Below are 23803 nucleotides of genomic sequence, written 5' to 3' on the forward strand. Positions count from 1 at the left end.
GATCACACGTGGGAGCCCCTGTGGCCGAAACCGTTACCGCGACCATCCGCAATGCGGCCAAGGCCGTCGTCCTCCACGACGGCCGCGTCCTGCTCCAGCGCGCTCACTGGGAGGGCCAGGACTGCTACTTCCTGCCCGGCGGCGGCCAGCACCCCGGCGAGACCCTCGGCACTACGGTCCGCCGCGAAGTCCGCGAGGAGACCGGCCTGGACGTCACACCCGAGCGTCTGCTGTGGCTGCGCGAGTACATCGGCGCCAACCACGGCGGCGCCCCAGAGGACCACCGAGTCGAAGCGATCTTCCTGTGCCGGCCCGAGGGTGACCCGGACAAGCTCGGGGGCCACGCCGAAGACGACGTGCAGACCGGCCTGGAGTGGGTGGAGTTGGAGAAGGTGCCCGGCCTCAACCTGCTGCCCCACGGTCTGCGCACCCTGATCGCCGACCTCGCCCACGACGAGTCCCCTACCCGCTACCTCGGCGACATCGCCTGACCGTGGGGAGGAAAGACGGCCGCGTCCCCGACGGCGCCACCGAAATCACCACCGGCCAGGCCAACCGCGTCTGGTACATCGGCGGACGCGAGCCGTACATCCTCAAGCACTACAGCGATCCCGCCCGCGCAGCCAACGAAGCCGCCGCCCTCGCACTGCTCACCCACCACCGCGCCCCCAGCCCCCACCTGCTCGACGCCGATGCAGAGGGGCAGCCGGCCTGGACCGCGCAGAGCGCCGTCCAGGCCCAGCCCGTCCCCGCCGAACAGTTCCTGGATGACCTCGCCGCCCCGCTCGCCGCCGTCCATGCCATCCGCGGAACCCACTTCGGGCGCCTCGCCGGAGCAACCCGCCACCCCACCTGGCGCCACTACCTCCACGACCGCCTGAACCTCTACACGGCCAAAGCACCCGATCTCGCTACCGCTGCAGCAGCCCTCCGCCGAGACCTCGACCGAGTGAACCTTGACATCGAGCCACGCCTCCTCCACCACGACCTCCAACCCGGACACCTCATCCGCACCACAGCCGGTGTCCGGCTCCTGCTGGACTGGGAACTCGCCGCCTTCGGCGACCCGATCTCCGACCGCGCCCGCCTCGCCGTACGCCTACGCCTGCTCTCACCGCAGGCCGTACTCGCCCCCTGGGCCGCTCCAGCCGCCCATCAGCGCCTGGAGCTGTACTGGCGCCTCCACCTCCTCGCCGATGCGGCCCTGGCAACCGACCCCGCCGTCCGCGCACACGCCCTGTCCCTCACTGCTCGACCACCCCGCCGCGCACAATGACCTGCAGACCTTGACCACCCGGAGGCTGGCATGGACGGCAAATGGCTCGTCGACTTCTTCAACAAGCCAGCCCGCTACCCGCATCACATCGTCCGCGGGGACGGGTCACGAGATCCAGTACACATCGGCGACCTCAACCGCGTCATCGAAGCGGTGAGCCGACTCATAGACCAGCTGAAGATCCCCGAGTTCGCCATTCGATCGGAGAACTGGTCCGGCCTGATCGTGGTGTACGGCATGGACGAACCGGAGTCTCGCGGCCGGCTACGCGATGCCCTGGAGAAGAACGGGTTCGAGGTGCGGACACCGTTGTCGGCCAACGTCTGGACGCCATGGAACGTATCGCCGCGCGCACGATTTCTCCGGCAAGGGCCTGGGCCTAGCCGCCCCGCAGATCGGCATCGGCCGGTCCGCAGCCGTCGTCCAGCCGCCCGCGGCCGACCTGATCGTGCTGCTTAACCCCCGCATCACCGCTGTCTCCGAGGAGATGGACGAGAAGTTCGAAGGGTGCCTGTCGTTCTTCGACGTACGAGCCCCGGTCCCGAGACTGCTGCGGATCACCGTGGAGACGGTGACACTGGACGGCAGCCCCGCGACCGCGGTCTACGAGCGGGGCAAGGCCAGGCTCATCGCCCACGAGATCGACCACCTTGACGGTCTTGTGCTGCTGAACCGGATGCGGCCCGGCGTGAAACCGATCCCCGTCGAGGAGTACCGCACGACGGTCGAGGCCACCGGCCGCGCCTGGTCATACGAGTAGAAGGGGCAGGGCACGACTGTGGGCAGGCACGCCCGTCCTGGACCGCCGGACCAGCCGTCCCGCGCGGTCCCGAGCATCGACCCCGACGACCCACTCGCCCCGTGCCTGCGGCGCAGGTGTGCGCCGATGGACGTCTACCGCCGGCACCGGCCCGTCGGCGGCGGTGCCACCCACGTGCGACCCGAGGAGCCGCGGGTCCTGGAGCCCTGGGACGGCTTCGCGTACATGCCCGAAGGCACCGCGCCGAACCTCGCGGCCGCGCAAGCCTGGGCTGCTGGCGAACCAGCGCCGGGCAGGTAGGCCACATCGGCTCGATCGGCCCATGGCACAGGGTGGGATCTCAGCAAATTGGCCCCCCCCCCGGACACGAATCCGGATCATGGAGGCGTGGAGGACTGGCACGACTGCAACGACCCGGCCGAACTGCGCATCCGGCTCGATGTGGCGCTCGAGGAGAACGCCGAACTGCGAGCGAAACTCACCGAGCGCCAAGCTGAGAACGAGCGCCTGCGTACCCAGCTGGGCATGCTCACCGTCAAGGTCCCGCAAGTGCTACCCCGGGTCCCCGAGCCCATGGCGCCGACCGTCGCGCGAGGCGAAGGCGGTCTGCCGTACGCGGACGCGACCTCCGGGACGGAGGCGAAGATCGCCCTGTTCCGGGCGTTGTTCGCCGGCCGCGAGGACGTCTACGCCACCCGGTGGGTGAGCACGAAGACGGGCCGGACGGGCTGGAGCCCCGCCGAGGACAACCCCTTCGCCAGGAACAAGAACGACGCCGAGCGGGTGTTCTGGCCGCTGACCGACAGGGCCGTCTACAACCACCTCTCCCGCCCCGAGCCCGGCTCCCGGGAGACCCACCTGGGGCTGTACCCGTTGCTCGCCGACGACACCTGCCGGCTCCTGGCGGTCGACTTCGATGGAAAGGACGGCAGCGACTGGCGCGGCGATGCCGCCGCCTACGCCGCCGCCTGCCACGACTCCGGCGTTCCCGCCCTGGTGGAGATCTCCCGCTCAGGGGCTGGCGCGCACGTGTGGACCTTCTTCACCGCCCCCGTTGCCGCGGCCACAGCCCGGTCCTTGGGCATGGCGCTGCTGCGGCGGGCGATCGACGCCCGCGGGCAGATGACGCTGTCCAGCTACGACCGCCTCTTCCCCGCCCAGGACCTGCTGCCGACGAACGCCAAGGGCAACGCCCGCTTTGGCAACCTGATCGCGCTCCCGCTCCAGGGCGTCTCCCGGCTGAAGGGCACCACGGTCTTCGTCGACCCGCAGACCTGGGAGCCGCACCCGGACCAGTTCGCACACCTGTCCCTGATCGAGCGACTCTCCCCAGCCGAGGTCGAGGCGCTCACCGACAAGCTCGGCGAGGTCAAAGCAGGCCCGTCGGCGACCGCGCCGACCCTGCCGCCCAAGCCCCGCCGACGTGCACTGGGCAAGGCGCCCGCCCTCGTCGAAGCGAGGCTGTCGGCGATGCTCGCGATCTCGACCAAGGGCCTGCCAGCCGCCTTGCTCGCGGCGCTCAAGCACACGGCGTCGTTCCACAACCCAGAGTTCTACCGCCGCCAGAGCCAGCGGTACTCCACCTGGGACACCCCGCGCTTCGTCTGCTCCTTCGACGCCACCGACCCGGACTGGCTGAACCTACCGCGCGGCTTGGCGGATGAGGCCACCCAGCTCATCGCCGCCGCCGGCGGCACACTCACGATCACCAGCGACCTCCCAGACCTCCCGCCTATCGAGGCCCGATTCACCGGCGAGCTGACCGACGTCCAGCGCCAGGCCGTCGACGCGGTCACGGACCACACCAGCGGCGTGCTCGTCGCGCCGCCGGGCTCCGGCAAGACGGTGATGGCCTGCGCGCTGATCGCACACCACCAGACCCCGACCGCGATCATCGTCAACCGCTCCGAGCTGCTCCTGCAGTGGCAGGACCGGCTCGCCACGTTCCTCGACCTCGGTGGCGGCCGCGTCGGCTCGTTGGGCGCGGGCAAGGACCGCCGCGGCCACGTAGTCGACCTGATCATGCTGCAGACGCTCAGCCATCGCGACGCCCCCGACGGACTACTGGACGGATACGGACTCGTCGTGGTCGACGAGTGCCACGCCGTGGGCGCGCAGGGCGCGGAGGCTGCGATCCGCAAGACCCGCGCTGAGCGGTGGATCGGCCTGTCGGCCACCCCCTACCGGGCCGATCAGATGGACCCGCTGATCACGATGCAGTGCGGGCCTATCCGGCACGAGATCGCCGACACCAGCACCTTCGCCAAGCACCTCGTCGTACACGTCACCTCCTTCACCAGCGACGAGCCAGGCAAGGACGGCGCTTCCTACCAAGCCATCTACACCGAGCTCGCCTCGAATTCCGACCGCAACACCCAGATCGCAGCAGACATCGCCGACGCCTCCCGGCGCGGCCGATGCAGCCTGGCCCTGAGCAACCGCGTCGAGCACCTTCACCAGCTCGCTACCGCCCTCGCGGCCCACGGCATCGAACCTCTGCTCCTGCACGGCGGCATCCCGCCCGCCGAGCGGGCCCGCGTCCGCGCCCGCCTGACCGACGAGACGGGCAGCCCACTGGTGCTGCTGGCCATCGACAAGCTCGCCGGGGAGGGCTTCGACGCCCCCAGACTCGACACCCTCTTCCTCATCAGCCCGATCTCCTTCAAGGGCCGGGTCATTCAGCAGGTCGGGCGGATCATGCGAAACACCGAGACGAGGAAGTCCCACGTCGAAGCCCACGACTACCTCGACGCCGACGTGCCCTGGCTGGAGCGCATGCACCACAAACGCCGGCGGATTCTCGAACGCCGCGGCTTCACCGCCACCTCCCGCGACCACCTGCCCCAGCCGCTGTCCCGCCCAGCCGTCCCCGCCCGCCGCCGACCGGATCCCTCGCCACCGGCCGCGAACCCGCCGGTTGCCCAAGTGCGGCAGTGGGCCAAGCAACAAGGCATGGACGTTCCCGATCGAGGTCGGCTCCGCAGCGACATCTGGGACGCCTGGCACGCGGCCCACGCCCAACCCGTCAGCTGATCCGTCACCTCACCACGACGGTCCGGACAATCCGGGACGCGGTGACGCTTCAGGGCAAGGGGACGGCATGTGCCAGCGGCTGAAGGTCCTCGTACAGCGCCGCGTGCAGCGCGGCGGCGATTTCACGCGCCCGCTGCTCGCTCTCCACGTCGTACAGCACGAAGTACACCGGTCCTGCCGAAGAATCCGGGCGAATCTCTCGCGAACGGATCAGGTGGATGACCGCGGCACGGACGGCGTCGTACACCGAGTCGTCGATGAGATGGTGCGGCCCAGCGGTGAGCGTGTCGGCCTTGACCGTCCACCCGCCTACCTGAAGTTCGACAGCGATGAACACGGTGTCCTGCTGCTTGGCCTGCCTGTAGGCGGCGTTGAAGGCGTCGATGCCTGTAGCGTCGGGGATGAGATCGGCGGGGCACGGTTCCGGCAGCGGCTGCATGCGAAGCATCGTGTCAGGCGACAAGAGCAGGTGCGGGCGTTGACGTGGAGCGTGTCCTGCCGACTGTGGCGGGCGTTGGGTGAGGTGACGCGTGCACGGGTCGAGCAAGACCCCACGGGACTCGTGCCTGTCAGCGGCCCCTGGTACCGCGCCCGGCGCCCGGGGCCGCAGCATGTGCGGGCCATCCCCTCGGGACCGGCACAGCGTGAAGGCCGACCAAGCGCGGATGATCGGGGGCTTCGCTGTTGCTGGTCGGCGGGCCCCGCGCGCGCTCAGGATGCAGCCTCTGTGGACAGCAGCTACAGCCGTGGAGGAGTAGGCGCGACGGTGCGAGAAACGCCTGCCCAAGGAGATGCTGAGACGGGCGCCCCACGAAGTATGCGACAACGCCACTTCCGACAGATCGAGCAATACCGGGTTCGCGAGGTACTGGGCCTTCACCGTGCTGTCGTCCGCGTACCGTCACGGGGTGTGACCGAAGGTGGCAGCGCAGTTGGCGATGCTGGGCGCCGGCACACCGAGCAACACGAAGCCAGGGTGCAGGGGGCGTGGATGCGCACGAGAGCGCCAGCACGGGGCAGCATCCGTTGCAGGCCCAGCTGCACGGTCATTCTCTCGCTGCCGTGTCGTCGACCGGCCCCGTCAGCAGGGCATCGGCCAAGAGTTCTCACCGGTCGTCAACGTGGTGGTGCCGCTACCCGCGCCGACAGCGGGCTGGCGCTTCCTGGTGAGCACGGAGCCAACTACCGTCGTGCGTATGGACATCGACGAGGCCTTGCAGCAGATGAGACAACTCCGCTTCGGCTCGACATGGGAAGGATGTGTCTTTTGGGCCGGGGAGCTGACCGTGTGGTACCTTGCGCAGCATCCTTCGACATGGACACCCAGACAGAACCATTCCCAGGCCGCCGGCACTGCGCTGTCTTACGTCAACTTGGTCACCGCGTGTGCTTTGCACTCCGCTGCGGTCACCGAGCACATGGACGCACCTGACGGGTCGCAGCTGCTGGCTGTCCCCCTCGCCTCGGCCGCCGGTCTCCTCGGCCAGGACCAGGTCCTGAACACTCTGGTCTCTGCCGCGCCGCCCGACGAGCGCCTCGTCGATGCCCTCCACGACCTCCGAGTCTCGCTGGAGGACACACAGCGTTCCGGCAACGCTGAGTTCATCGTCCAGCAGGCCCGTGACTCGCTTACCGCCCACACCGAGCTCGGCAGGACAGTGGGCGACCGGCTCCACGCCGTGGTGGACACCAGACACGCGTTCCGCGCCGCCCTGAGGCAGGAACGCCCCGCAGGCCAGATAGCGGACCCGGACGTGGCCGTCTACGACCACGCTGAGGATCTGGAACAGCACGCGGATGCAGTGAACACCCTGCAGGCCCTCCTCCGTGCCGACCAGAGCGCCGGAACAGAGGACCCCCGACGCACCCGCGACTTCCTTCTACGATCCGCGGCGCTCTATGACCGCTATGCGCTCGCGATGGACGACTTCGCGTCCGACGACGTCCTCATCGAGGCATTGGCCGCGGCCAACAACCTCGTCGCCTGGGACCGACGCCACAGATGCAGTGCCGGGCCCGTACCGGCGGCAGACAGCCGGTGGTCGGCCCGTCCCCGCAGCTACGTGCGCCAGGAATACAGAGCCCACCTGGACTGGGTGCGCCAGGAATTCCTGCTGTAACAGGCGCCCCGCGCCGCTGGCCATCTGGCTGCTCCCTGGCGCGTCCGGGACTCCCATGCCTGAAGCGGCCAGCATGCCAGCGCGTCTCGGACCCATCTCTCCTCCCTGACACAGGTGGGCGATCACAGCTTGAAGGCCGGACGGCGAGGAGTTGATTGCCTACGCCGACTGGGCCATGGCCTCTGAGATCTACTGCGAGACTTCCTGGGTCCTTCCAGGCATAACGGCGCCGGGCGGGTAAGGCGGAAGCCTGACCCCGGACGCATGACGTAGGCGAGAGGCTGAACCGGGATGCGACCTGCGAACGGGCCTGCAGTCCCCTTTGATGCAGACGCCGAGGCAGCCGATGGGGAGGCGGCGGAGCGGCCCGTGTCCGCAGAACTGCGGGACGGGGGGGGCGGCGTGCTCCGTGCCTACGCATTCCGGGCGACGACCTCGGTGACCAGAGGCGTACGAGGGCCGGGACGGTGCATACTGGAGTGACGCACTTTCGCGTACAGGTGCAGAAGGCCCCGGCAACCGCCGGGGCCTTCTGCGTCCTGACGGGGATCAGGCGACGGCGTGGAGGCCGCCCTTGCCCTGTTTGGGCGGGCGTTTGGCGTAGCCGGGAACCTTGATGGGGGGCGGACCGCCGACAGCGAGCTGTTCGGTCATGGCCTTTTCCAGCTCGGTCTGTGACTCGTAGCCGGCCACGGCTGGGTTGAGGGCGTAACGGTGCCCGCGGCCGCCGCCGGAGCGCAGCACGATGCCGCGTTCGACGAGCAGGGCCATGGCGCGGCTCATGGAGGCCTGTCCGACGCCGAGGATCTCGTCGATCTCGGACTGCTTCATCCCGACGTTCCCCCCGGGGTCCTGGTGCTCGACCATCACCGAGAGGACATCGATCGCCGTCGGGGTGAGCTGCAGCTGGTGGAGCATGCCGAGCAGCCCGGTGGTCTGGAACAGCATGGCGAGTCCCTTCGGTCAGCCGACCTCAGACCTGGGGAACAGGCTGAGCTCGGGCGCGAGTTCGTCGGGGAACTTGGAGTCCAAGGCGAGTGCCCGCAGCTCGGCCAGGAAGTCGTGCTGCTCCTGGCCGTTCCCGTTATACGCGACGCGGGGGTTGAGCTGATAGGAGGACCGCTTGACCTTGCGCACGAGGTTCTTCTCGCACAAGGCATCGAGAGCGTGGCCGACGCTGGTGCGCTTCACACCGAGTTCGGCCGCGATCTCGGCGTGAGTCGCCTCGATCTTCCCCTTCTTCTGTCTGCCGATCATGTTTGACAGGACCGCAGCCTGCAGCTTGCTGATGATGTTGTGCATCAGGCAGTACGGCAGGACACGACGCAGGAAGTAGTTGCTGACCAGGGAGTACCCGTCGGCACCGAGCATGTCGTGAGGAGGCCGGCGGTAGACGACGGTCTTGACCTCATGGACGGGCCCCTTGCCGAACTGCTCCGCGATCCGCCGGGCAAGGTCTGTACCACCGTCTGTACTGACCGGCCGGATAGCCCTGGGCTGTTGGGATGGTGGCCTCGCGCGACGTCCGCGCAGCGGCCGTGCCGCTTCTCCCATGTAGATGATCCTTTCACGTACAGGTGCTGCGCACTGTACGGCAAAAGTTGCGCTCATTCGCATGTTACGCGCCGGAGAGTTGCTGTCCGACGCAAGTTTGTGTCGGCCGCCGCCGGCAGTCGACGCAGACGAGGGGGCATCCTCTCGGCGAGACTCGAATGGCGGTGGCCGCCCAGGCCCTGTGGGTGCGCGCCCTGGAGGCGCAGCCTCAGGCTCCGCACAAACCGCCTCTTCCTGCCCAGCGCAGGGGGCTGCGCGCCTCTCGGCTGACTCTTGGTGTTCTTGCATCGCCGAGGGGGTGCGATCGGAGCAGGGCCTTCCGGAGGACCTCGAGTGGGTGTTGGCCGAGCAGGGGAAAGTTGCGGACAGGCGCATGTTTCTGTGTAAAGTTGTGTCTATCCGCAACTTTCCCCTGCCGGTGCCGACAGTCGTCGACACTCAGGGCCTTCTAATGTCGGCGGCCACCGACATTAGGAAATGCAAAACTGCAGGTCACGTGGCGTTCTTTTCGAAGTCCTCTTACCTAAAGAGCATCCCTGGTCTCTGGAAACCTCTGAGCCTGCTTCAGCAGGCCACGCCGAAGGCGTCAACTCCTCAACCCCGCACGCCTACAAGTCCTGACCCATGTCATGAAGCCGCCACATGCAGTCACAGACCTTCCCCGGCCGGCTGGAGGGGGACACAGTCCTGCCGACCACTGAAGCTGCCTTTTCTCCAGTTATGGCCGAAATCTCCGCTGCATGACCCCCCTTGCTGAGGCACCCTGCCCTGCTCCGGCCCGCAGACGCGCTGTGCACAGGCAGCCGTTCTGGTTGAGGGCCACAAGTCCCCGCCCGCTGGATTCGGGCCCCGGCGGGCGGGGGTCCGGAGGAGCCCGCCGGGGGTATGCGCAAGGGCGAAGCCCGCAGCCCCGGAGCGAAGCGGAGGGGGCGCCAGGAGGAGGCCGCAGCGGCGCGCACCACCACCGGGCAGGGTCCGGCCTCCGGAGGCGACGCACTGCCGGACCGGGCCGGCAGGCCCGGTGCCCCACCCCTGTGGGTCAGTCACACAAACAGGCCCGCCCGGAAGACGCCAGTACAGCCCTCCACCACCGCTGAGGACGGGACACAATGCCGAGTGACCAGTGGTGCGCCGGGTGGATCAGTCCGTCGCCCTTTTCTCCGTCATCAGGGTCGGCCAGGGTCCGCTGCAGCGGACCCTGGCGTGGCGGTGGAGGTGGGAGGTGACGGTGGTACGGACCTTGGGCGGGAGGGTGGTGTCGCTGCCGAGGGCTTGGTACCAGGCCGGGGGCTGGGCCGTGGTGCTGGCCAGCATGGAGAAAGCGGTGACGGCGATGTACCCCATCGCGGGCTCGGCACGCGCCAGTTCGGCAACGAGCCTGCGGCGGGCACCGGCCCCTAGGTGCGCGAGGGTCGTGCCGAGGGTGCTTGCTGTGAACGTGGCGAAGTTGTCGGCGATGCCGTTCGGTGAGGTTCCTAGGCGCTGTGCCGCCGTGACCAGGCCGCGGGCGGCGAGTTCGGGGCCGGTCGCGGCTACACGGCCGAGCATCGTGGCGGCCAGACGGGCACAGGAGGCATCGATGGAGGCCAGCGCGTCTCCGGAGGGAAGGGTGAGGTCGAGGACGGTCTCCAGCGCGGTGCCGGCATCGGCTGCGGCCAGGGGATGCCGGTAGGCGAGGAGTGCGGCAAGGGCCCGGTGGGGGAGGATGCTCCGGCCTGTCGTTCCGGCCGCGCCTTGACATCCTCGCTCAGTCGTTCGGTCAGCGGCTTAAGGTGCTGCCATTCCCATGCAGAGTGTGAGGCGCATTCCTCCACCAGGAGCAGCAGGCTGGTGTAGCGGCTGTCACCGGCCTTCAGGGCCCGGGTGACCGCGTCGGGTGCCGGCGGCGGCCAGGACCAGTGCTTGACCAGTGCCCGCCACAGCTGGATCTGCTCGGAGGTTTCGAGGTCCTTCGTCAGTGCTTCGAGGCCAGGCCGGGTCTTTCGGGGTGCGCCCAGGCCGGCTGCTGCGGCCGTCTCGATGAGGATGGGCAGATCGCGTAGTGTCTGATGTTCGAGTGCTTCCTGCACCAGGTGGGTGAGGATGTCGTCCGTGAGGTGGGCGAGCAAGCTGGTGGAGATCCGGGCGACCGCCCAGCCGGCCTCCGTCCGCGCCTTCGGCGCGGTGTCAGCCCACGTTTTCAGCACGGCCAGCGCAGGGCGATGGCCGGCCGCGGCAGCCGCGCCCAGCAAGTCCGGCAGGCCGTCGGGGTGGAGCCACAGCGTGGGGGTGCCGTCGTCCGGCAGGAGCGTGGTGAGCCGGTCCGGGGCGAGCCCTTCGCCGACGGCCCTCTTGACGGCCTCGGTCAGCCAGGCGGCGCGGTTCCGGCTGCCGTCGGCTTCCTTGGCCGGGCACGGCAGTGCGGCCAGTGCGGCGCGGCAGACCTCGTCGACGGCGCGACGGAAGGCTGTGTCCTCTCCCAGGAGGACCGGTACGACGACGTGTGTCAAGGCGACCGTCTGCACAGCGGGGGCGCGCACGTCCAGTATTTCCCCGATGGCCTGGCGTGCTCGCTCGGGCGACAGCACGGCGGCAAGCAAACCGGCTCCGTGAAGGCGGGCCCGGCCCGCTCCCCGGTCGCCCGTGAGCAGGGCGGCGGTGAGCTGCGCGCTCGCGACGGCTTCCGTCGTCGGCTGGGCGCCCGCCCACAGGCGTCCGACGGCCCACTCGAGCTCCGCGACGTTCTTGGGCGCCTTGGCGGGGCGTTCGTCGAGCAGGGACTCGAATGCTGGTAGCGCCAGCTGCCGCAGGCCGGGCTGCCGCGCCGCGGGGGAGATACGGCGTACGCAGTCTTCGGCCTGGTCGACGGCGTTGGCGACGAGTCCGTAGGCCCCCACCGCGGCGAGGACACGGCAGACAGCGTGCAGCCACGCCAGGGCTTCTTCGGCGTCGTGCGGAAACAGGGCGGCGAAGAGGGTGAGCCAGGCATTCTTGTGCGTCTTGAGCAGTTGGGGGCCCTGCTTCACCCACCAGTGCAGCCGCTGCTCCCTGTCGGTGCAGAACTCGAACGCTTCGTCGGGATGCTGGCTCGCCAGGCGGCCGACGGTGGCGAACAGGACCCGCCGTACGGCCGGTAGCCGTTCGGTCAGCGGCCACACCACGCTCAGGTCCTCGACCCAGCGCCGGCCCGTCGGGTGCACGTGACCGGGAAGCCGTTCCATGAATCTCTTGAGGCTGTGCGGCGAAGCGCGGCGCAACGCGGCATGGGCGGCGGTCATGTCGTCGGGACCGGGGTCTGGTATGTCGGCGTACCACTCCAGGGCGCGGTCGGACAGTACCTCGTTCTCCAGCAGCGGGCGCAGGAGCGTGCTGTCGGCACCTGAGTCGGTGCGAGGGATCAGTTGGCCGGCTACCGCCGCGAGGACGAGGTCCTGGGGATGCTTGGTCATCCGGGCCACCAGTTCGGCGCCGCGGTCGGCGGCGCGCAAGTACTCGGCCGCCATGAACTCGAAGAACGTCTGGTGGAAGAACCGCAGCCCGCCGGCGGGTGCGTCCGTCAGCAGTCCTCGCCTGCGCAGCTCGGCCAGCTCGAGACCGATGCGGGCGCGGGGCACGCCTGGCAGGAGACGCTCCAGGGCGTCCCCCGCCTCCCGGGGCCGGTACTCGATGGTGTTCCTGCTCAGCATGTAGCGGGCCAGGGCCTGGGCAGTATCGACGAGGTTCCAAGCTGCCCGGGACTCGTTCTCCCCGGCCACCACCGCCTTGTCTCCTGCCCGGGCGTCACGCTCGACCCGATCGGCGCGCACCAGGTCGAACAGCCCGCCGGCATCGATCTGCTGCAGCGGCGGATCCGGGGCGTAGAGGTCGAACAGCATCTTCAGATAGAGGGGGTTGGCACACACCTCCTTCACCGGCAGCCCTTGGTAGACGGCGCCCAGGATGTCCGACTCCAGCCGCTCGGCAGCACCGGGCCCGTACAGGGCGTCGGGGCAGAAGACATCGGCATGCCGGCGTACGGCCTCGTTCCGCTCCTCATCCGAGTACAGACCCAGCGTGACCGGCCGGCGCCGGAACATCACGGATTCCGCCTGCGTCTCAGCGTTCTCGCTCTCCGCCGTGCCGGACCCGTCGTCCTGCGGGGGGAACTGCAGCGCCAGGGCCTCCTCGGGACGGCACGTGAGCACCACGGGTACGTGCTGCCGGTCCATGACGGTCAGAAGGTCCTGGACCACTGCTGCGCCCTTGGGCTGGGCCACGAGCAGATCCAGCGTGTCGATCAGCACGACCGGACGGTGCCCCAGAGCCCTTGAACAGCGGACCGCCGCCCTGATGTCATCGACGGTCACGGCCGTCGGAGTCTGCTGCTGATCCAGCCCTTCGATGAGGTAGCTGGCGCGTACGAAGAACGGTTCCACTGCCTCGGTCTCACCGAACCGGCCGTACAGACTCCACAGCAGGGACGTCTTGCCGCAGCCCGGTTCTCCGGTGATCAGCTGGGCGCTGGCGGTCTCCGCTCCCAAAGCCTTGTCGATGACGGACTGCTCGATGTCGCGGCGCACGTACAGCTGCTTCAGCGCGACACTGCCCTGGCCTGCCGGGCCGGTGTGGGACACCACCGAGGCATCCTTGTGCGCGTCGGCACTCAGCTGCACCATCTGCAGGTACGCCAGATGTCCCGGAGTGTCATAGATTGTGCTGATCCGCATCAGCTGGCCGCTGATGTTCGTGAACTGCTTCCGGTAGGGCTCCGGCCAGAGCTGGTAGCTGATCGACGAGTGCTTCCTCAGCCCGTCCAGCATCTTCTTCAGCGACTCGGGCTGCGGGATCACTTTCCCGGTGCACCAGTCGGAGACCGCCTGCGTTGACTTCCCCGACAGCTTCGCCAGCAGGGTCTGCGGCGGCGCGGGCCGACCGGTCGCGGCCGGGATGAGGTCGCGCTGGAGGAACCGCAGCAGTCTTCCGAACTCCGCCTTGCTCACCTGGTGCACCCCTCCCGCACGAACCGTTCTCCGGAGTTTCTACCGCAGCCCGCCCTGCCACGGCGCTCCCCGCCCGCCTGCGAGGGTCCCACCGGATCCGGCCGGACAGCTCACAAACCACATCTGACCTGGCCTTATGCCGGTGCGTCCTGCACCGGATCCCACCGGACGATGCCGGTTGCGGAAAGGGTCGGATGCGGCGCCGCCCACCGGCAGCGCCAACCGCAACCACCCGATGGGGGAGAACACGATGAACGGTTTCCACCTCGCCGCAGCGGCCGGCTGCACGGCACCGAGCCTCGGCAGCCTGGCACTGGGCTTCCTGCCCTGGCTCCTGCTCGTCTTCCTCGGCGGCGCGATCGCCGGAGCGGCTGTGGGCTGGATCAGCCGGCGCGCCGGGGACAGCCGCTGGGAAGCACTCCGCCACGGAGTGATGGCCTCGGTCGCCTGGGTCGGCCCTCCGCTGGCCATTCTGCTGTCGCTCGTCAGCCTGTTCAGCCAGTGCCGTTGACGCGCCCACGTCACGCCGCCCGCGGGTCCGATGCGCCGGACCCGCGGGCGGCTTCGGCAGCCACCATGCCCAGCCCGGCGGTGCAGATACCTCCCCGGCACGGACAGCGCCGCCGAGTCGATCACCGCGTTCACCGGCCTCGACTTCCCCGCACTGGCCGCGCGGCCAGTACGGTTATCACCACCGCTCGGCTGCCGGCTTGGCTCCCGCCCTGCACCACCGCATCCCCCAGCCCGTGAGAAGCGGCTGCGGGAACTGGCCGCCGCCGAGGCGGAGGACTTCGTACGGCTGGCGTGAGAGGGACCGTAGCGATGCGGCCCGTGCGGCAGCCGCAGTTGCGCCGGCGGGTCCGACCTGGCCGCCGGCGAACGATGGGACGGAGACGTACGTGACGCTCGGGACCACACGGAGCATGTGGTCCAGGACCTGCTGGAACGTGGCGTTCACACGGCTGGTGCGATGTCGCCGTGGCCAAGGGGAACAGCGCCCTCGGCGTGCTTGAGCGCCTGCCGGGCGGCGACCAGGTCGGCGCCCTTGACGCCCTCTTGCGCACAGCGTCCCCACCACGGGTGGCTCTGCACTTTCGCTGTGGCGTTACGCAGTTCCCCGAGGAGCCCGTCGAACTCCGCGGCCTCTGCGTCCGTCCAGCCGGGGGTTGCGGGCCTGCCAGGACGCTCCCTGCCCCGTTCCGTCTCCTGCGGAAAGCCGGGGTGCGGCTCCCTCGACCACGGGAGCGTCTCCTGGAAAACGCGCAGGGCGGCATACAGCTCGGCGGCCTTGCGCTGAGCAGCGACCAGGTCTGCGGGGAAAGCGTGCGGATCAAACGGAGCCGAGTCGGAGACGGGGGTACTCATGCCTCGGAGCGTACTTCGTGGCTCCGACAACATTCCGGCTCGTCTTGCGGCGCGGCGTCACCGCGCGGCACAGGGTGAGCGCTGTGGCCTCCCACAACAGCCCCGCCGTCATGGAGGTACCTCCGGCGGCCTGGAACGGCTCCCTCTCGTCCACCGCCCACCAGCCACCTGGCCGTGCAGCGCAGGCACGGCCGGGCGGGTTGGCCGATGCGCGTGCATCCTCTGTACCGAGCCGCTGCCGATGACATCCCACAGCCCGCCCCTGACCAAGGCGAACGCTCGTCCACCCTGACGAAGAACCCGCCATGCGCGACCTGGTCCACCAACCCGACAATCCGGACACCGATACCCGACGTCGCGACCTGAGCAGCATGATCCCTCGCAGCGACCGGCAGACCGGTCTGTACCAGTCGAAGACGGCCATATCCTCTTGCTTTCACGGCGAGAGGAAGCGGGCGTTGTCCGGCAACCGCTCGCGGAAGCGGTCCGGGATCGAGCCCATCAGCCACAAGAAGCGTGCGACCCGTACGATCTCGTCCTCCAGCAGGAGGTACGGACGGTCAGCACGGCAGTTGAACCTGATCTCGGGCGGACACCCCTGCTCCTCGGTCCACGTCATGTAGTGCCGCCCGCCGGCACGCAGCACGCGCCGGCCGTCGGGGTCCTGGTCGCCGAGCGCCCGGTACCCCACGCACGTCAGCCAGAAGTCGCACTGCCTGCACACCTTCCACCGCAGCATCCGCGCGCCGACGCCGCCGACCTCCGCGTCCGACCCCCTGCCCGGGCACAGCTTGCAGTCGAACACCTCGTACCGCGTCTGCGGATACGCGTCCGGCCACCGAACCACGACTCGCCTCTCCTCAGCGCCGGCTCGGCGCGGGCGCCGCGACCGGCTCGATCGCCCGGACCGGCGTCGTCCACTCGACACCGCCACCCGCGGGGATCAGCCTCGCCGTGCTCATCGCAGCGCTCCCATCTGCGACAGCGGCGCCCAGGAGTAGCGCACGGCCACGCCCTGTTCCTGCAGCTCGCTGATCTCGCGGTGCCGCAAGTCGCGCGACCGGTCCGGCGCGATGGCCGTCGGCCACCGCACGATGACCATCTCGATCTCGCCCAGCTTGGCCAGCTCCCGTACCCGCCTCCAGCCCTCCCGGGACACCGGGTCCGGCTGGCCGTACGGGTCGGTGACCGTCTCGACGATCGTGATGTTCCGCGCGGCAGCGAAGAAGCGGCCCTCCTGCTCGGCGCGCTCCGCGCCCAGCCGCGGATTCAGCAGACTCCGCTCGGCGCACACGTACAGCACCGCCCGTGCGGGCACGGCTTCCCTGTTCTCCTGAGCATCTGTGGCCATCGGGACCTCGCGGCGGTCGTGGACAGGGTGGCCCGGGGCGTCACCGACGGGGGCAAGGCAACGCCCCGGGCAGCGGCACCTCCGGGTCAGGACAGAGTGGTTGCCGCTGACGACCAGTCAACGATCACCGAGGGCTGTGGGACCATCACGCATACGGCACCTGCATACGCGTATCCGCAAAGCGCATACGCGTGAACGGCAAGGGCCGCGAGGACTCGTAGCGTGGAAGGTGCACCGTGCAGCACGAGGCGGAAGTCCGGGAAGCGTCCCGGAGCGGCGACTACGGCAGGGTCATCGAGCTGGTCCGCAAGGACCGGCGCATGACCCAGACCCAGCTGGGACAAGCGCTGGGCCTGTCGCAGCCGGCCGTCTCCCGCCTGGAAAAACGCGGCACGGGGACGTACCAGACCGACGTCCTGGCGGCGGCCGCCGCGCATCTGGACATCCGGCCCGATCTCGTCGGGCTGTCCAGCAGCCGGCCGAAGCCACAGGCGAGAGACGACGATGACATGCACCGACGTGCCCTCCTCGGCGGGGCGGTGGCCGCAGCAGCGGCACCCGTCCTGGCCGCCATCCCCACCCCCGCCGATGCCTCCAGCGGCCAGGCCGCCGCCCTGCGCCTGTCCACCACCGCCTACAGACGACTCGACGGCTCCACCCCCTCCCAGGACCTCGAAGAGGTCGTCCAGGCGCACCTGCGGCTCATCCAGAACACCGCCCGCACGGCCGGCGAGGAGCACCGCATGCGGCTCGCAGCCGTCGGCAGCGAAGCCGCCAGCCTCGCCGGCTGGCTGGCCTGGGACATGGGCAACAACGGCTCCGCCCGCGCCCGCTACGGAGCCGCCGTCAACGCAGCCCGATCCGCGGGTGACCCGCTGCTCACCGCCTACCAGGTCGGCAGCCTTGCCCAGTTCGAGGCGCACGCCGGAAACGGCGTCGAAGCCCTCAACCTGGCCGGCCGCGCCCGCCGCGCACTGCGCGACCGCAGCCCCGCCGTCGCCGACGCCTGGCTGTCCAGCATCGAAGCCCTCGGCCACGCGGCCGCCGGCGACAAGCGGTCGGCGGACAAGGCCCTCGTCCGCTCCCGCGCGGCAGCCGAGGCCCTGCCCGAGCAGGAGACGCCCCCGCCGTGGCCGTGGGTGTTCTCCTTCACCGTCGAGAAGGTCGCCGCCCACCGCGTCACCTGCGGCGCCTGGCTCGGCCTGCCCGACTGGGTACTCAGCGACGACGTCGAAGCCCTCGCCACCGGCCACGCCAAGCAGAAGGCGCTGCTGCTCCTCGACATCGCCGCCGGACACCTGGCGGCCGGACGCGTCGAGGGCGCAATCGCGGTGGCCACGCGGGCACTCGAAACAGGCCTGCAGTACCGGTCCGGGCGGATCGTGGAGCGGGCTCGCGCTGTACGCCGATCGCTGGCACTCTCGTCTCCGCCCCGAGTGGTGAGGGATTTCGACGAGCGCCTTCACGGCGTCTACCTGTGAGGAGAGACGACGGCATGCGGGTAGGGATCACCGGACACCGTGGCCTGAACGAGGAGGTCGAGGAGCGCGTGCGCGCGCTGCTGGCCGAGGCGGTGAAGGAGTACGACCCGGGCGAGCTGGTCGCCGTGTCCTGCATCGCCGACGGGCCGGACACCTGGTGGGCCGAAGCGGTCCTCGATCACGGCGGCCGCATCGAGGTCGTCGTCCCCGCCGCCGAGTACCGCGATGGTCTCCCCGACTGGCACCACCCCACCTACGACCGGCTGATGAGCCTGGCCTCCGACGTCCACGAGACCGGCATGACCGCCTCCGACCCGCAAGCCCACATGGCCGGAGGGGAAGTCCTCGTCGGCCTGGTCGACGAACTGCTCGCCGTGTGGGACGGCAAGCCGGCCTGGGCGTACGGCGGCACCGCCGACGTCGTCGCCTACGCCGAGCGGCAGGGAACCGCGGTACGCGTCCTGTGGCCCGAAGGCGCCTCCCGCTGATGCTCAGGCTCGTGCGGCCTTGATGGGCGCGCACCGTCCGCAGGTAGCCGAGAGGCACACTTCCAGATCCGGGCTGTTCCTCCGGAACTGTTCGCAGAACTGATCGCGCCTGCTCTGGGGAACGACCTTCAGGGCGCCCGGCCGCTCGGGCGCCTCCTGGAGCAGTCTGATGGCCTTCTTCAGGTGGGACATGCCCTCGTGGACACCGGGAAGGCTTCCCAGAGCCGGGAGCGCGGTGCCGCGGGTGTCGGCAGCAGCGTCAGTCATGCGGCGATTGTGGCACCACGCGGCCCTCGTCCCGGGCCAGAGACAAGCTCAGTGGTCCAGGTTGAGACGCAGTCCGAGCCACCTGCTGAGCGCGTATTCGACCTCGGCCAGGGGCTGGTGCTGGGCATGCGAATCTGACACTGCCCCCCTCCGCCAAGAAGGCCGAGGACCACTGAACGCAACGTGACAAGGCCGACGACAGCTCCGCACCCTGCGCTGCCCGGGAGCCTTGCTGCGGGAGGACTACCGGCTGATGCCCATCCGGTGTGCCAGGCCGGCAAGGTCGCGCTGCACATGGGCGGGAAGCCGCTTCCCGAGGAGGTAGCTGACGGAGTCACCGATCAGCGCATCGGCGTGGACTCGCTGGGGGGCGATCCGCTCCGCGCGGAGGAACCGCTCGGCGGCAGCCGACTCCTGTCCGCGTATGTGGGCCAGAGCCCGCCCCAGGTCGGAGTGGTAGGCCGCCTGCCGGCCGGGGGCGTTGATGATCTCGGGGTGCACGCCGGACCCTGCCGTGACGGCGTCGCCGTGGTGCCCGAGATCCGTGTTGAGGCTGACACGGTGGATCTCGACGTTCGTCGGGCCGAAATTCAGATGGAAGGCGCGCGTCTCACCGGTCCCGTCCGCCAGGCGCTCTGCCTCGGCCAGGTGGGAGAGGATGTCGGAAGTGCGGTCGCGCACCGGTCGGCTCGGATCCTTGGTGATGCTCGTGGCAGAGATCAGGTGGAGCTCACCGAGCAGTGCTTCGGCATGGGGCAGGGCCAGGTGCTGCTCCAGCAGGTTCACTGTGGCAGTCGCCTTGGACAGGGCCTGCTTTGGGCTGCCGGCCGCCATGAGGATGTGCGTGGTGAAGAATCCGCTCAGAGCGGCGTAGACCGGGTCCTCGAGCTCGGCGATGGCCTCGCTGGCCCGGGTGACCGCGATGAAGGCCAGATCGATGTGGCCGAGCGACTTGAGCATCAGCGTGCACGCCGGGTGGTAGGCGTCGGCCAGCAGCCTCAGCACCCGCAGCCGCGTACGCCCCTCACTTACCGCGGCCGCCGCGTGCAGGTCCGAGAGCAGCGCCGGCAGCCTCACTGCCAAGGCGCCGTACTCCGCTGAGTGATAGAGCCGGTTTGCCCGCCGTACCCGCGCCGCCAGCCGCGTCACAGGATCCGCCGGTGGCCGACGGTCCTGCGGGCTTCCCAGGGTCATGCCCATCAACGTCAGCCGCAGGGCCGGGATCGCGGCATGAGCCTCCGTGGCGTGCGGGTCCACGGGGAGGAAGGGCTGCCCGAGCAGCTCTGCCGGTGCGACCCTCAACGCGTCGGCGATCGCGTTGATGTAGGAGGAGTTCTTCAGGAGCCGCTTGCCGCCCTCGACCATCGACAAATAGCTGTTCGAGACGCCCGAAAGGCCAGCCAGCTCACGGAGGGTCATGCCCCGCTTGCCGCGGAGCGTCCGCACCCTCTTGCCGATCAGCTTGGCCTGCTCCCGCTGCCGTTCGTCCATGAAAGCCTGCCCAACTCCTTTGGATCATGCGTAGGTTAGGCCATCTTCGGTCAGCGCAACCCGGCATTCCCCGAACGGGCAAAGATCACTTCATGCCGAACCGGACCGCCATGGCGCCCAGCACCTCGGTATGTCTCTGGGCGCGGCTGGGGAGCACACTCACGAGTTCGCGGGCCAGCGGGTCCAGGCGGGTGTGCAATGGCGCGAGGGATTCCGCTGCCGCCAGATCCTCGACCGCCGCCTCGTACTGGCCGAGCCTGGCCCGGGCCGACGCGGTGAGGACGAGCAGGGCGGAACGGCCGCCGGCCGGGAGGCAGGCGGCACCCACCGCCCGGTCGAGCACGTGGCCATATGCACCCCATTCCGCCGCCGCGAAGGCCTCGGCGGACGCGACCTGGGATCGTTGCCGCAAGCCGACGGCCTTCTCCCGAGCAGATGCGAGCAGGCGCTCGCTCTCCGTCTTGTGCCCGAGCGTCGCGTGCGCGATGGCCAGCGGCAGGAGGACATCGGCCTCAGCCCGCGCAGCCTGGGCGACGGCGAGCTCGGCCTGTCCCATGTCCAGCAGCAGCCGGACCTCCTCCGCCAGCACCGCAGGGCGGGCCTCCGGCGGAGGACATGCCCGAGCGAGCACGCTCCAGGCGAGATCCCGGTACCCGAGGCGGCGCAGGAGCCCGCTCACGGCTACGTGCGCCGTCGCACGAAGAGCGGCGACCTCACGGTCGGCGTCACCGAGGTGTGACGGGCCTGCCAGTTCCAGCAACCCTGGAACCTTCAGGGCGGCGGAGACGAGGTCACCGGCATCGTCGGCTGCTTGCAACCCGTCTACGAGGGCGGCAACTCGTTCCCGGCCGGCTCCCTCGGCGGCGTCGTTCTCGGAGAGCGAGCGAGCCAGATGTTGACGAGCGTGCCACCCGAGCGCGTGCACGGTGGAGTGGTCGGGCCCGCCCGGCACGTAGGGCTGACCGGTCAGTTCAGCCGGGTCCACCCGGAGGCTGGTTGCCAACGCGCTGAGTACACGGCGTTGGTCGACCCAATCCCTCCCCGCTTCCAGGTCTTCGATCAACCGCTCAGGAAGTCCGGAACGCATCGCCAGACCAGCTACGGTGAGGCCTCGGCGTGTTCTCCACTCGGAGAGGTGAAAACCCCCAGGGGTGGGGCCGTAGCCGTTCGTCTTCTGCGTCACCAGGATGCTCGCATGACCATTCGCGTGCTCCGTGCTCTTCCTCAGGCGGCAAACGCCGGTCGCCGGGGTCCCTTCTACGGGACCACATAGGGTTCGCCGTGACACAGTAGCCACGCAGAACCGGCCAAAGCGAATATGCCAGCTTGGAGCGCATGCGAACTCCCCCTGCTCGATCGCGGCATGTTCATCACCCGTGCCCGAACCGGCTTGAGTTGTCCTGAAGTCGTTTGGCCGGCGCCATCTGGTCTGAGAATCGGGCATGGGTGATCTGGTGGTGCACGAGACGGCGAGCTGCTACGCCTTCGTGCAGTTCAGCCGGCAGTGGCGGCTGTGCGTGATCGAGCACCCTCGCCTCGGTGGAGGTCGGTGCCGCGTCCTGTTTGCCGGAGTGCGCGATGACCCGCACCCCGTCCAGGTCGACGGTCGTCTCCCTGAGTGCAGTGGGCCACCCCGACGACCCGGTGTGCTACCCCAGCGGCGACGTCGTGACGTACCACACGTCTGGCGGGACCATCAGCTGCACTACACCGAGTCCATAACCAGCGGGCAGTAGCCTCATGCCCAGGCTGTCGGCCGTCCTCGCCCCGCACCGCCGCTCCCAACAGGAGCGGCGGTGCGGGGCCCGCCCTTCCGGCGGTTCGCGCGTGGCCGCCGTTCCCATCGCCTCTGAGGACCGGCTGGCCGAGCACACCTGGAGAACGCCCTGCCGCGCGACCGGCGTTCGAGAGTGGTGGAGGGGCGGCGTGAAGGTCACCTCCCACTTCGCCGCACGGCTCGAACACCGGCCGCGGTACTTACCCCGCGCTGCCCGGGGGAGGGGCAGCGGCATATCCGCTTCGTGCGCGACCTGCGCACCCTGGTGGCAGCGCCTGCCACTTGGCGCCGACGAGGACGTCCTTCACACCTTGCGCACTCCGACCCCAAGCCTGAGGGCTCCGAGGCCGAGATCGCGGGTGATACGAATCGCCCCGGTGATGCCAGCCGGCAGTGCGGCTACAGCCTGTTGGTCATGGTGCCGTCGGCGGCTTCGTGGAAGCCGACCGCAGCATAGAAGGCGACCAGGTCGAGGTCCCATGCCGCCATGAGCACTTCTGTGTCCGGGAAGGCGGTCAGTACGTGGGCCACCAGCGCCCGAGCTACCCCGCGGTTGCGGTGCTGCGGAGCGACGATGATCCGGTCGACGGCGATGTAACCCGACTCGGGCGGCCGGTAGGCGCCGTACGCCCAGCCGAGAACCATGTCGCCCTCGCTGCAGAGATACGCGAAGATCGGCTCGCGGTCTTCACCTGCGAGGCGTACGGTACCCCTCGATGTCGCGGCCAACGCCCACTGCTTCTCTTCGCCGATCGCGTTCACGGCGGCGAGGTCGGAGGTAGCGATCGGACGCACGAAGAAGTTCATCAGCTCAGAGTACGAGCGAGTGGCGAGCTGCAGGCTGCAGCCAGCCAGTGTCACCGAGGTGGCCAGCGCACGGTGATGGAGGGCCTCCTGGGCGCGGCCTGCAAGAAGCCGGCTGACCGTGACGAACGCGGCATGCCGTGGGTTCTGCCCGTCGTCGGCGACGGCACGGGCACACGGTGGGAGAGGGTGCGCTCCGTGATCCCGCCCATGCGCGAGCCGTGCGCCAAGACGGTGCCGCTTCTGTGCCCGCAGCTTCGCGACGGCCACGTACAGCTCCGCGTTCGCGAGGCCAAGCTGATCGGCGTGCGCGAACTGAACCAGACCACCGTGGTCTCCTTCGCCGCAGCCGCTGTTTGGCAGCTGTTGTGCGGCCCGGGCAGGGCGGAGCCCCCGGCCGGCCAACGGTCACTCGAGGCCCCAACGGTCGGTTCACCCGCGAGGGGCAGTCGGCAGAGCCCGTGGGTGCACCCTGCCGGGTGCGCCCACGGGCCGATACGGTCCGGTCAGGCGCGGCCGCTGTAGTAGACGATGTCCCAGTGGCTCTTCTCGCGTGCGTACACGTTGCCGGCCGGCGACTTGTAGAGCTTCGTGCCGTCCTTACGGGCACCGGCCCGCTTGAAGTGGCTGGGGATGTACCGGTCCAGGCACCCGTCCTTCTTGGACATGTCCACCTTGTAACCGTTGCGGTGGGAGTACGTGCCCGAGCCGTGGCCGACCTCGGTGCCGGCGGTGATGACCACCCGGCACTTGCTGAGCTTCTTGAAGGCGATCGCACCCGCCACGGTCGCCTTGTTGATGTTGGTGAAAGAGGTGCATCCCCTCTTGTTCCAGTCGGCGCAGCCCTTGCTCGAGGTCCAGGTGATACCCGCCTTGCGGAACTGAGCCGCCGCGTCGTTGTGCCGGGCGTACTTCGCCGGCGCCGCCTCCGCCACGCCTGCGGTCAGCAGGACCGAGCTCATTGCCGCGACGGCCAGGGCCGACCTGAGCATGCTCATCCGGTTTCCTCCACGGTGCGCTGCGCGGGTGCGCAGACAAGATCCAATGTGTGTGATCTTGAGTGTGGCAATGCCCGCAT

Annotated in this window: 23 protein-coding genes; 10 read left to right on the forward strand and 13 right to left on the reverse strand. The window is 69.4% G+C overall.

Going from position 1 to position 23803, the window contains the following annotated elements; all coding sequences use genetic code 11:
* The first annotated feature begins 20 nt into the window (after positions 1-20).
* From ACFYOJ_RS26905 to ACFYOJ_RS26930, 6 genes are all read left to right on the forward strand, one after another.
* Entirely contained in the window at positions 21-491 is a 471-nt protein-coding gene (locus ACFYOJ_RS26905; protein ID WP_356559179.1) for an NUDIX domain-containing protein, read from the forward strand.
* A gap of 2 nt (positions 492-493) precedes the next feature.
* Positions 494-1276, forward strand: coding sequence for a phosphotransferase (locus ACFYOJ_RS26910; RefSeq protein ID WP_356559181.1), 783 nt, complete (start codon positions 494-496; stop codon positions 1274-1276).
* A gap of 30 nt (positions 1277-1306) precedes the next feature.
* Complete coding sequence (locus tag ACFYOJ_RS26915; RefSeq protein WP_388598112.1) at positions 1307-1735, forward strand: hypothetical protein; 429 nt, start codon at positions 1307-1309, stop codon at positions 1733-1735.
* Complete coding sequence (locus ACFYOJ_RS26920; protein WP_388598105.1) at positions 1677-2036, forward strand: peptide deformylase; 360 nt, start codon at positions 1677-1679, stop codon at positions 2034-2036. The genes ACFYOJ_RS26915 and ACFYOJ_RS26920 overlap by 59 nt, the downstream gene beginning before the upstream one ends.
* 126 nt (positions 2037-2162) lie before the next feature.
* Positions 2163-2336, forward strand: a complete 174-nt coding sequence (locus ACFYOJ_RS26925; protein ID WP_356559316.1) for a DUF6087 family protein — start codon at positions 2163-2165, stop codon at positions 2334-2336.
* A gap of 87 nt (positions 2337-2423) precedes the next feature.
* The gene (locus ACFYOJ_RS26930; protein ID WP_356559314.1) at positions 2424-5069 is read left to right on the forward strand and encodes a DEAD/DEAH box helicase family protein; all 2646 of its coding nucleotides are present in this window, start codon (positions 2424-2426) and stop codon (positions 5067-5069) included.
* A 49-nt stretch (positions 5070-5118) separates the two neighbouring features.
* Here ACFYOJ_RS26930 and ACFYOJ_RS26935 read toward each other — a convergent pair whose 3' ends face one another.
* A complete protein-coding gene (locus ACFYOJ_RS26935; protein WP_356559312.1) occupies positions 5119-5508 on the reverse strand; it encodes a hypothetical protein in 390 nt (129 codons plus the stop codon).
* Between the two features lie 757 nt (positions 5509-6265).
* Here ACFYOJ_RS26935 and ACFYOJ_RS26940 point away from each other — a divergent pair.
* On the forward strand, positions 6266-7189 hold the full coding sequence (locus ACFYOJ_RS26940; protein WP_356559310.1) for a hypothetical protein: 924 nt from the start codon (positions 6266-6268) through the stop codon (positions 7187-7189).
* 549 nt (positions 7190-7738) lie between these two features.
* On the opposite strand, the gene ACFYOJ_RS26945 is transcribed toward ACFYOJ_RS26940, so the two are convergent.
* The 4 genes from ACFYOJ_RS26945 to ACFYOJ_RS26960 all read right to left on the reverse strand — a co-directional run bounded on the left by ACFYOJ_RS26945 (position 7739) and on the right by ACFYOJ_RS26960 (position 13701).
* Positions 7739-8137 carry a winged helix-turn-helix domain-containing protein gene (locus tag ACFYOJ_RS26945; protein ID WP_356559504.1) on the reverse strand — a complete coding sequence of 133 codons (399 nt, stop codon included), beginning with the start codon at positions 8135-8137 and terminating at the stop codon, positions 7739-7741.
* A gap of 15 nt (positions 8138-8152) precedes the next feature.
* Positions 8153-8743, reverse strand: a complete 591-nt coding sequence (locus ACFYOJ_RS26950) for a replication/maintenance protein RepL (RefSeq protein WP_388598074.1) — start codon at positions 8741-8743, stop codon at positions 8153-8155.
* Positions 8744-9883: 1140 nt separating this feature from the next.
* Entirely contained in the window at positions 9884-10291 is a 408-nt protein-coding gene (locus ACFYOJ_RS26955; protein WP_388598076.1) for a hypothetical protein, read from the reverse strand.
* Positions 10276-13701 carry an AAA family ATPase gene (locus ACFYOJ_RS26960; protein WP_388598077.1) on the reverse strand — a complete coding sequence of 1142 codons (3426 nt, stop codon included), beginning with the start codon at positions 13699-13701 and terminating at the stop codon, positions 10276-10278. The genes ACFYOJ_RS26955 and ACFYOJ_RS26960 overlap by 16 nt, the downstream gene beginning before the upstream one ends.
* Positions 13702-13951: 250 nt before the next feature.
* Here ACFYOJ_RS26960 and ACFYOJ_RS26965 point away from each other — a divergent pair, with 250 nt between their 5' ends.
* Positions 13952-14212, forward strand: a complete 261-nt coding sequence (locus ACFYOJ_RS26965) for a hypothetical protein (RefSeq protein ID WP_356559430.1) — start codon at positions 13952-13954, stop codon at positions 14210-14212.
* A 443-nt stretch (positions 14213-14655) separates the two neighbouring features.
* Here the strand turns inward: ACFYOJ_RS26965 and ACFYOJ_RS26970 are convergent, their stop codons facing one another.
* The 3 genes from ACFYOJ_RS26970 to ACFYOJ_RS26980 all read right to left on the reverse strand — a co-directional run bounded on the left by ACFYOJ_RS26970 (position 14656) and on the right by ACFYOJ_RS26980 (position 16417).
* On the reverse strand, positions 14656-15066 hold the full coding sequence (locus tag ACFYOJ_RS26970; RefSeq protein ID WP_388598080.1) for a hypothetical protein: 411 nt from the start codon (positions 15064-15066) through the stop codon (positions 14656-14658).
* Between the two features lie 436 nt (positions 15067-15502).
* Positions 15503-15913, reverse strand: a complete 411-nt coding sequence (locus tag ACFYOJ_RS26975; RefSeq protein WP_356559208.1) for a hypothetical protein — start codon at positions 15911-15913, stop codon at positions 15503-15505.
* Between the two features lie 111 nt (positions 15914-16024).
* The gene (locus ACFYOJ_RS26980) at positions 16025-16417 is read right to left on the reverse strand and encodes a hypothetical protein (RefSeq protein ID WP_356559210.1); all 393 of its coding nucleotides are present in this window, start codon (positions 16415-16417) and stop codon (positions 16025-16027) included.
* A gap of 236 nt (positions 16418-16653) precedes the next feature.
* Here ACFYOJ_RS26980 and ACFYOJ_RS26985 point away from each other — a divergent pair, with 236 nt between their 5' ends.
* Together ACFYOJ_RS26985 and ACFYOJ_RS26990 are read left to right on the forward strand one after the other, a co-directional pair.
* On the forward strand, positions 16654-17898 hold the full coding sequence (locus ACFYOJ_RS26985; protein ID WP_356559212.1) for a helix-turn-helix domain-containing protein: 1245 nt from the start codon (positions 16654-16656) through the stop codon (positions 17896-17898).
* A gap of 14 nt (positions 17899-17912) precedes the next feature.
* The gene (locus ACFYOJ_RS26990; RefSeq protein WP_356559214.1) at positions 17913-18386 is read left to right on the forward strand and encodes a hypothetical protein; all 474 of its coding nucleotides are present in this window, start codon (positions 17913-17915) and stop codon (positions 18384-18386) included.
* 3 nt (positions 18387-18389) lie between these two features.
* Here ACFYOJ_RS26990 and ACFYOJ_RS26995 read toward each other — a convergent pair whose 3' ends face one another.
* The 5 genes from ACFYOJ_RS26995 to ACFYOJ_RS27015 form a co-directional block, all read right to left on the reverse strand.
* Positions 18390-18653 carry a hypothetical protein gene (locus ACFYOJ_RS26995; protein WP_356559216.1) on the reverse strand — a complete coding sequence of 88 codons (264 nt, stop codon included), beginning with the start codon at positions 18651-18653 and terminating at the stop codon, positions 18390-18392.
* Between the two features lie 243 nt (positions 18654-18896).
* On the reverse strand, positions 18897-20144 hold the full coding sequence (locus tag ACFYOJ_RS27000) for a helix-turn-helix domain-containing protein (RefSeq protein ID WP_356559218.1): 1248 nt from the start codon (positions 20142-20144) through the stop codon (positions 18897-18899).
* Between the two features lie 85 nt (positions 20145-20229).
* On the reverse strand, positions 20230-21588 hold the full coding sequence (locus ACFYOJ_RS27005) for a helix-turn-helix transcriptional regulator (protein WP_356559220.1): 1359 nt from the start codon (positions 21586-21588) through the stop codon (positions 20230-20232).
* Between the two features lie 732 nt (positions 21589-22320).
* Positions 22321-22995 carry a GNAT family N-acetyltransferase gene (locus ACFYOJ_RS27010; RefSeq protein ID WP_388598083.1) on the reverse strand — a complete coding sequence of 225 codons (675 nt, stop codon included), beginning with the start codon at positions 22993-22995 and terminating at the stop codon, positions 22321-22323.
* A gap of 236 nt (positions 22996-23231) precedes the next feature.
* Positions 23232-23723, reverse strand: a complete 492-nt coding sequence (locus ACFYOJ_RS27015; protein ID WP_356559008.1) for a hypothetical protein — start codon at positions 23721-23723, stop codon at positions 23232-23234.
* Positions 23724-23803 lie beyond the last annotated feature (80 nt).

Source organism: Streptomyces sp. NPDC006384 (assembly GCF_042870695.1).
GTDB lineage: Bacteria > Actinomycetota > Actinomycetes > Streptomycetales > Streptomycetaceae > Streptomyces.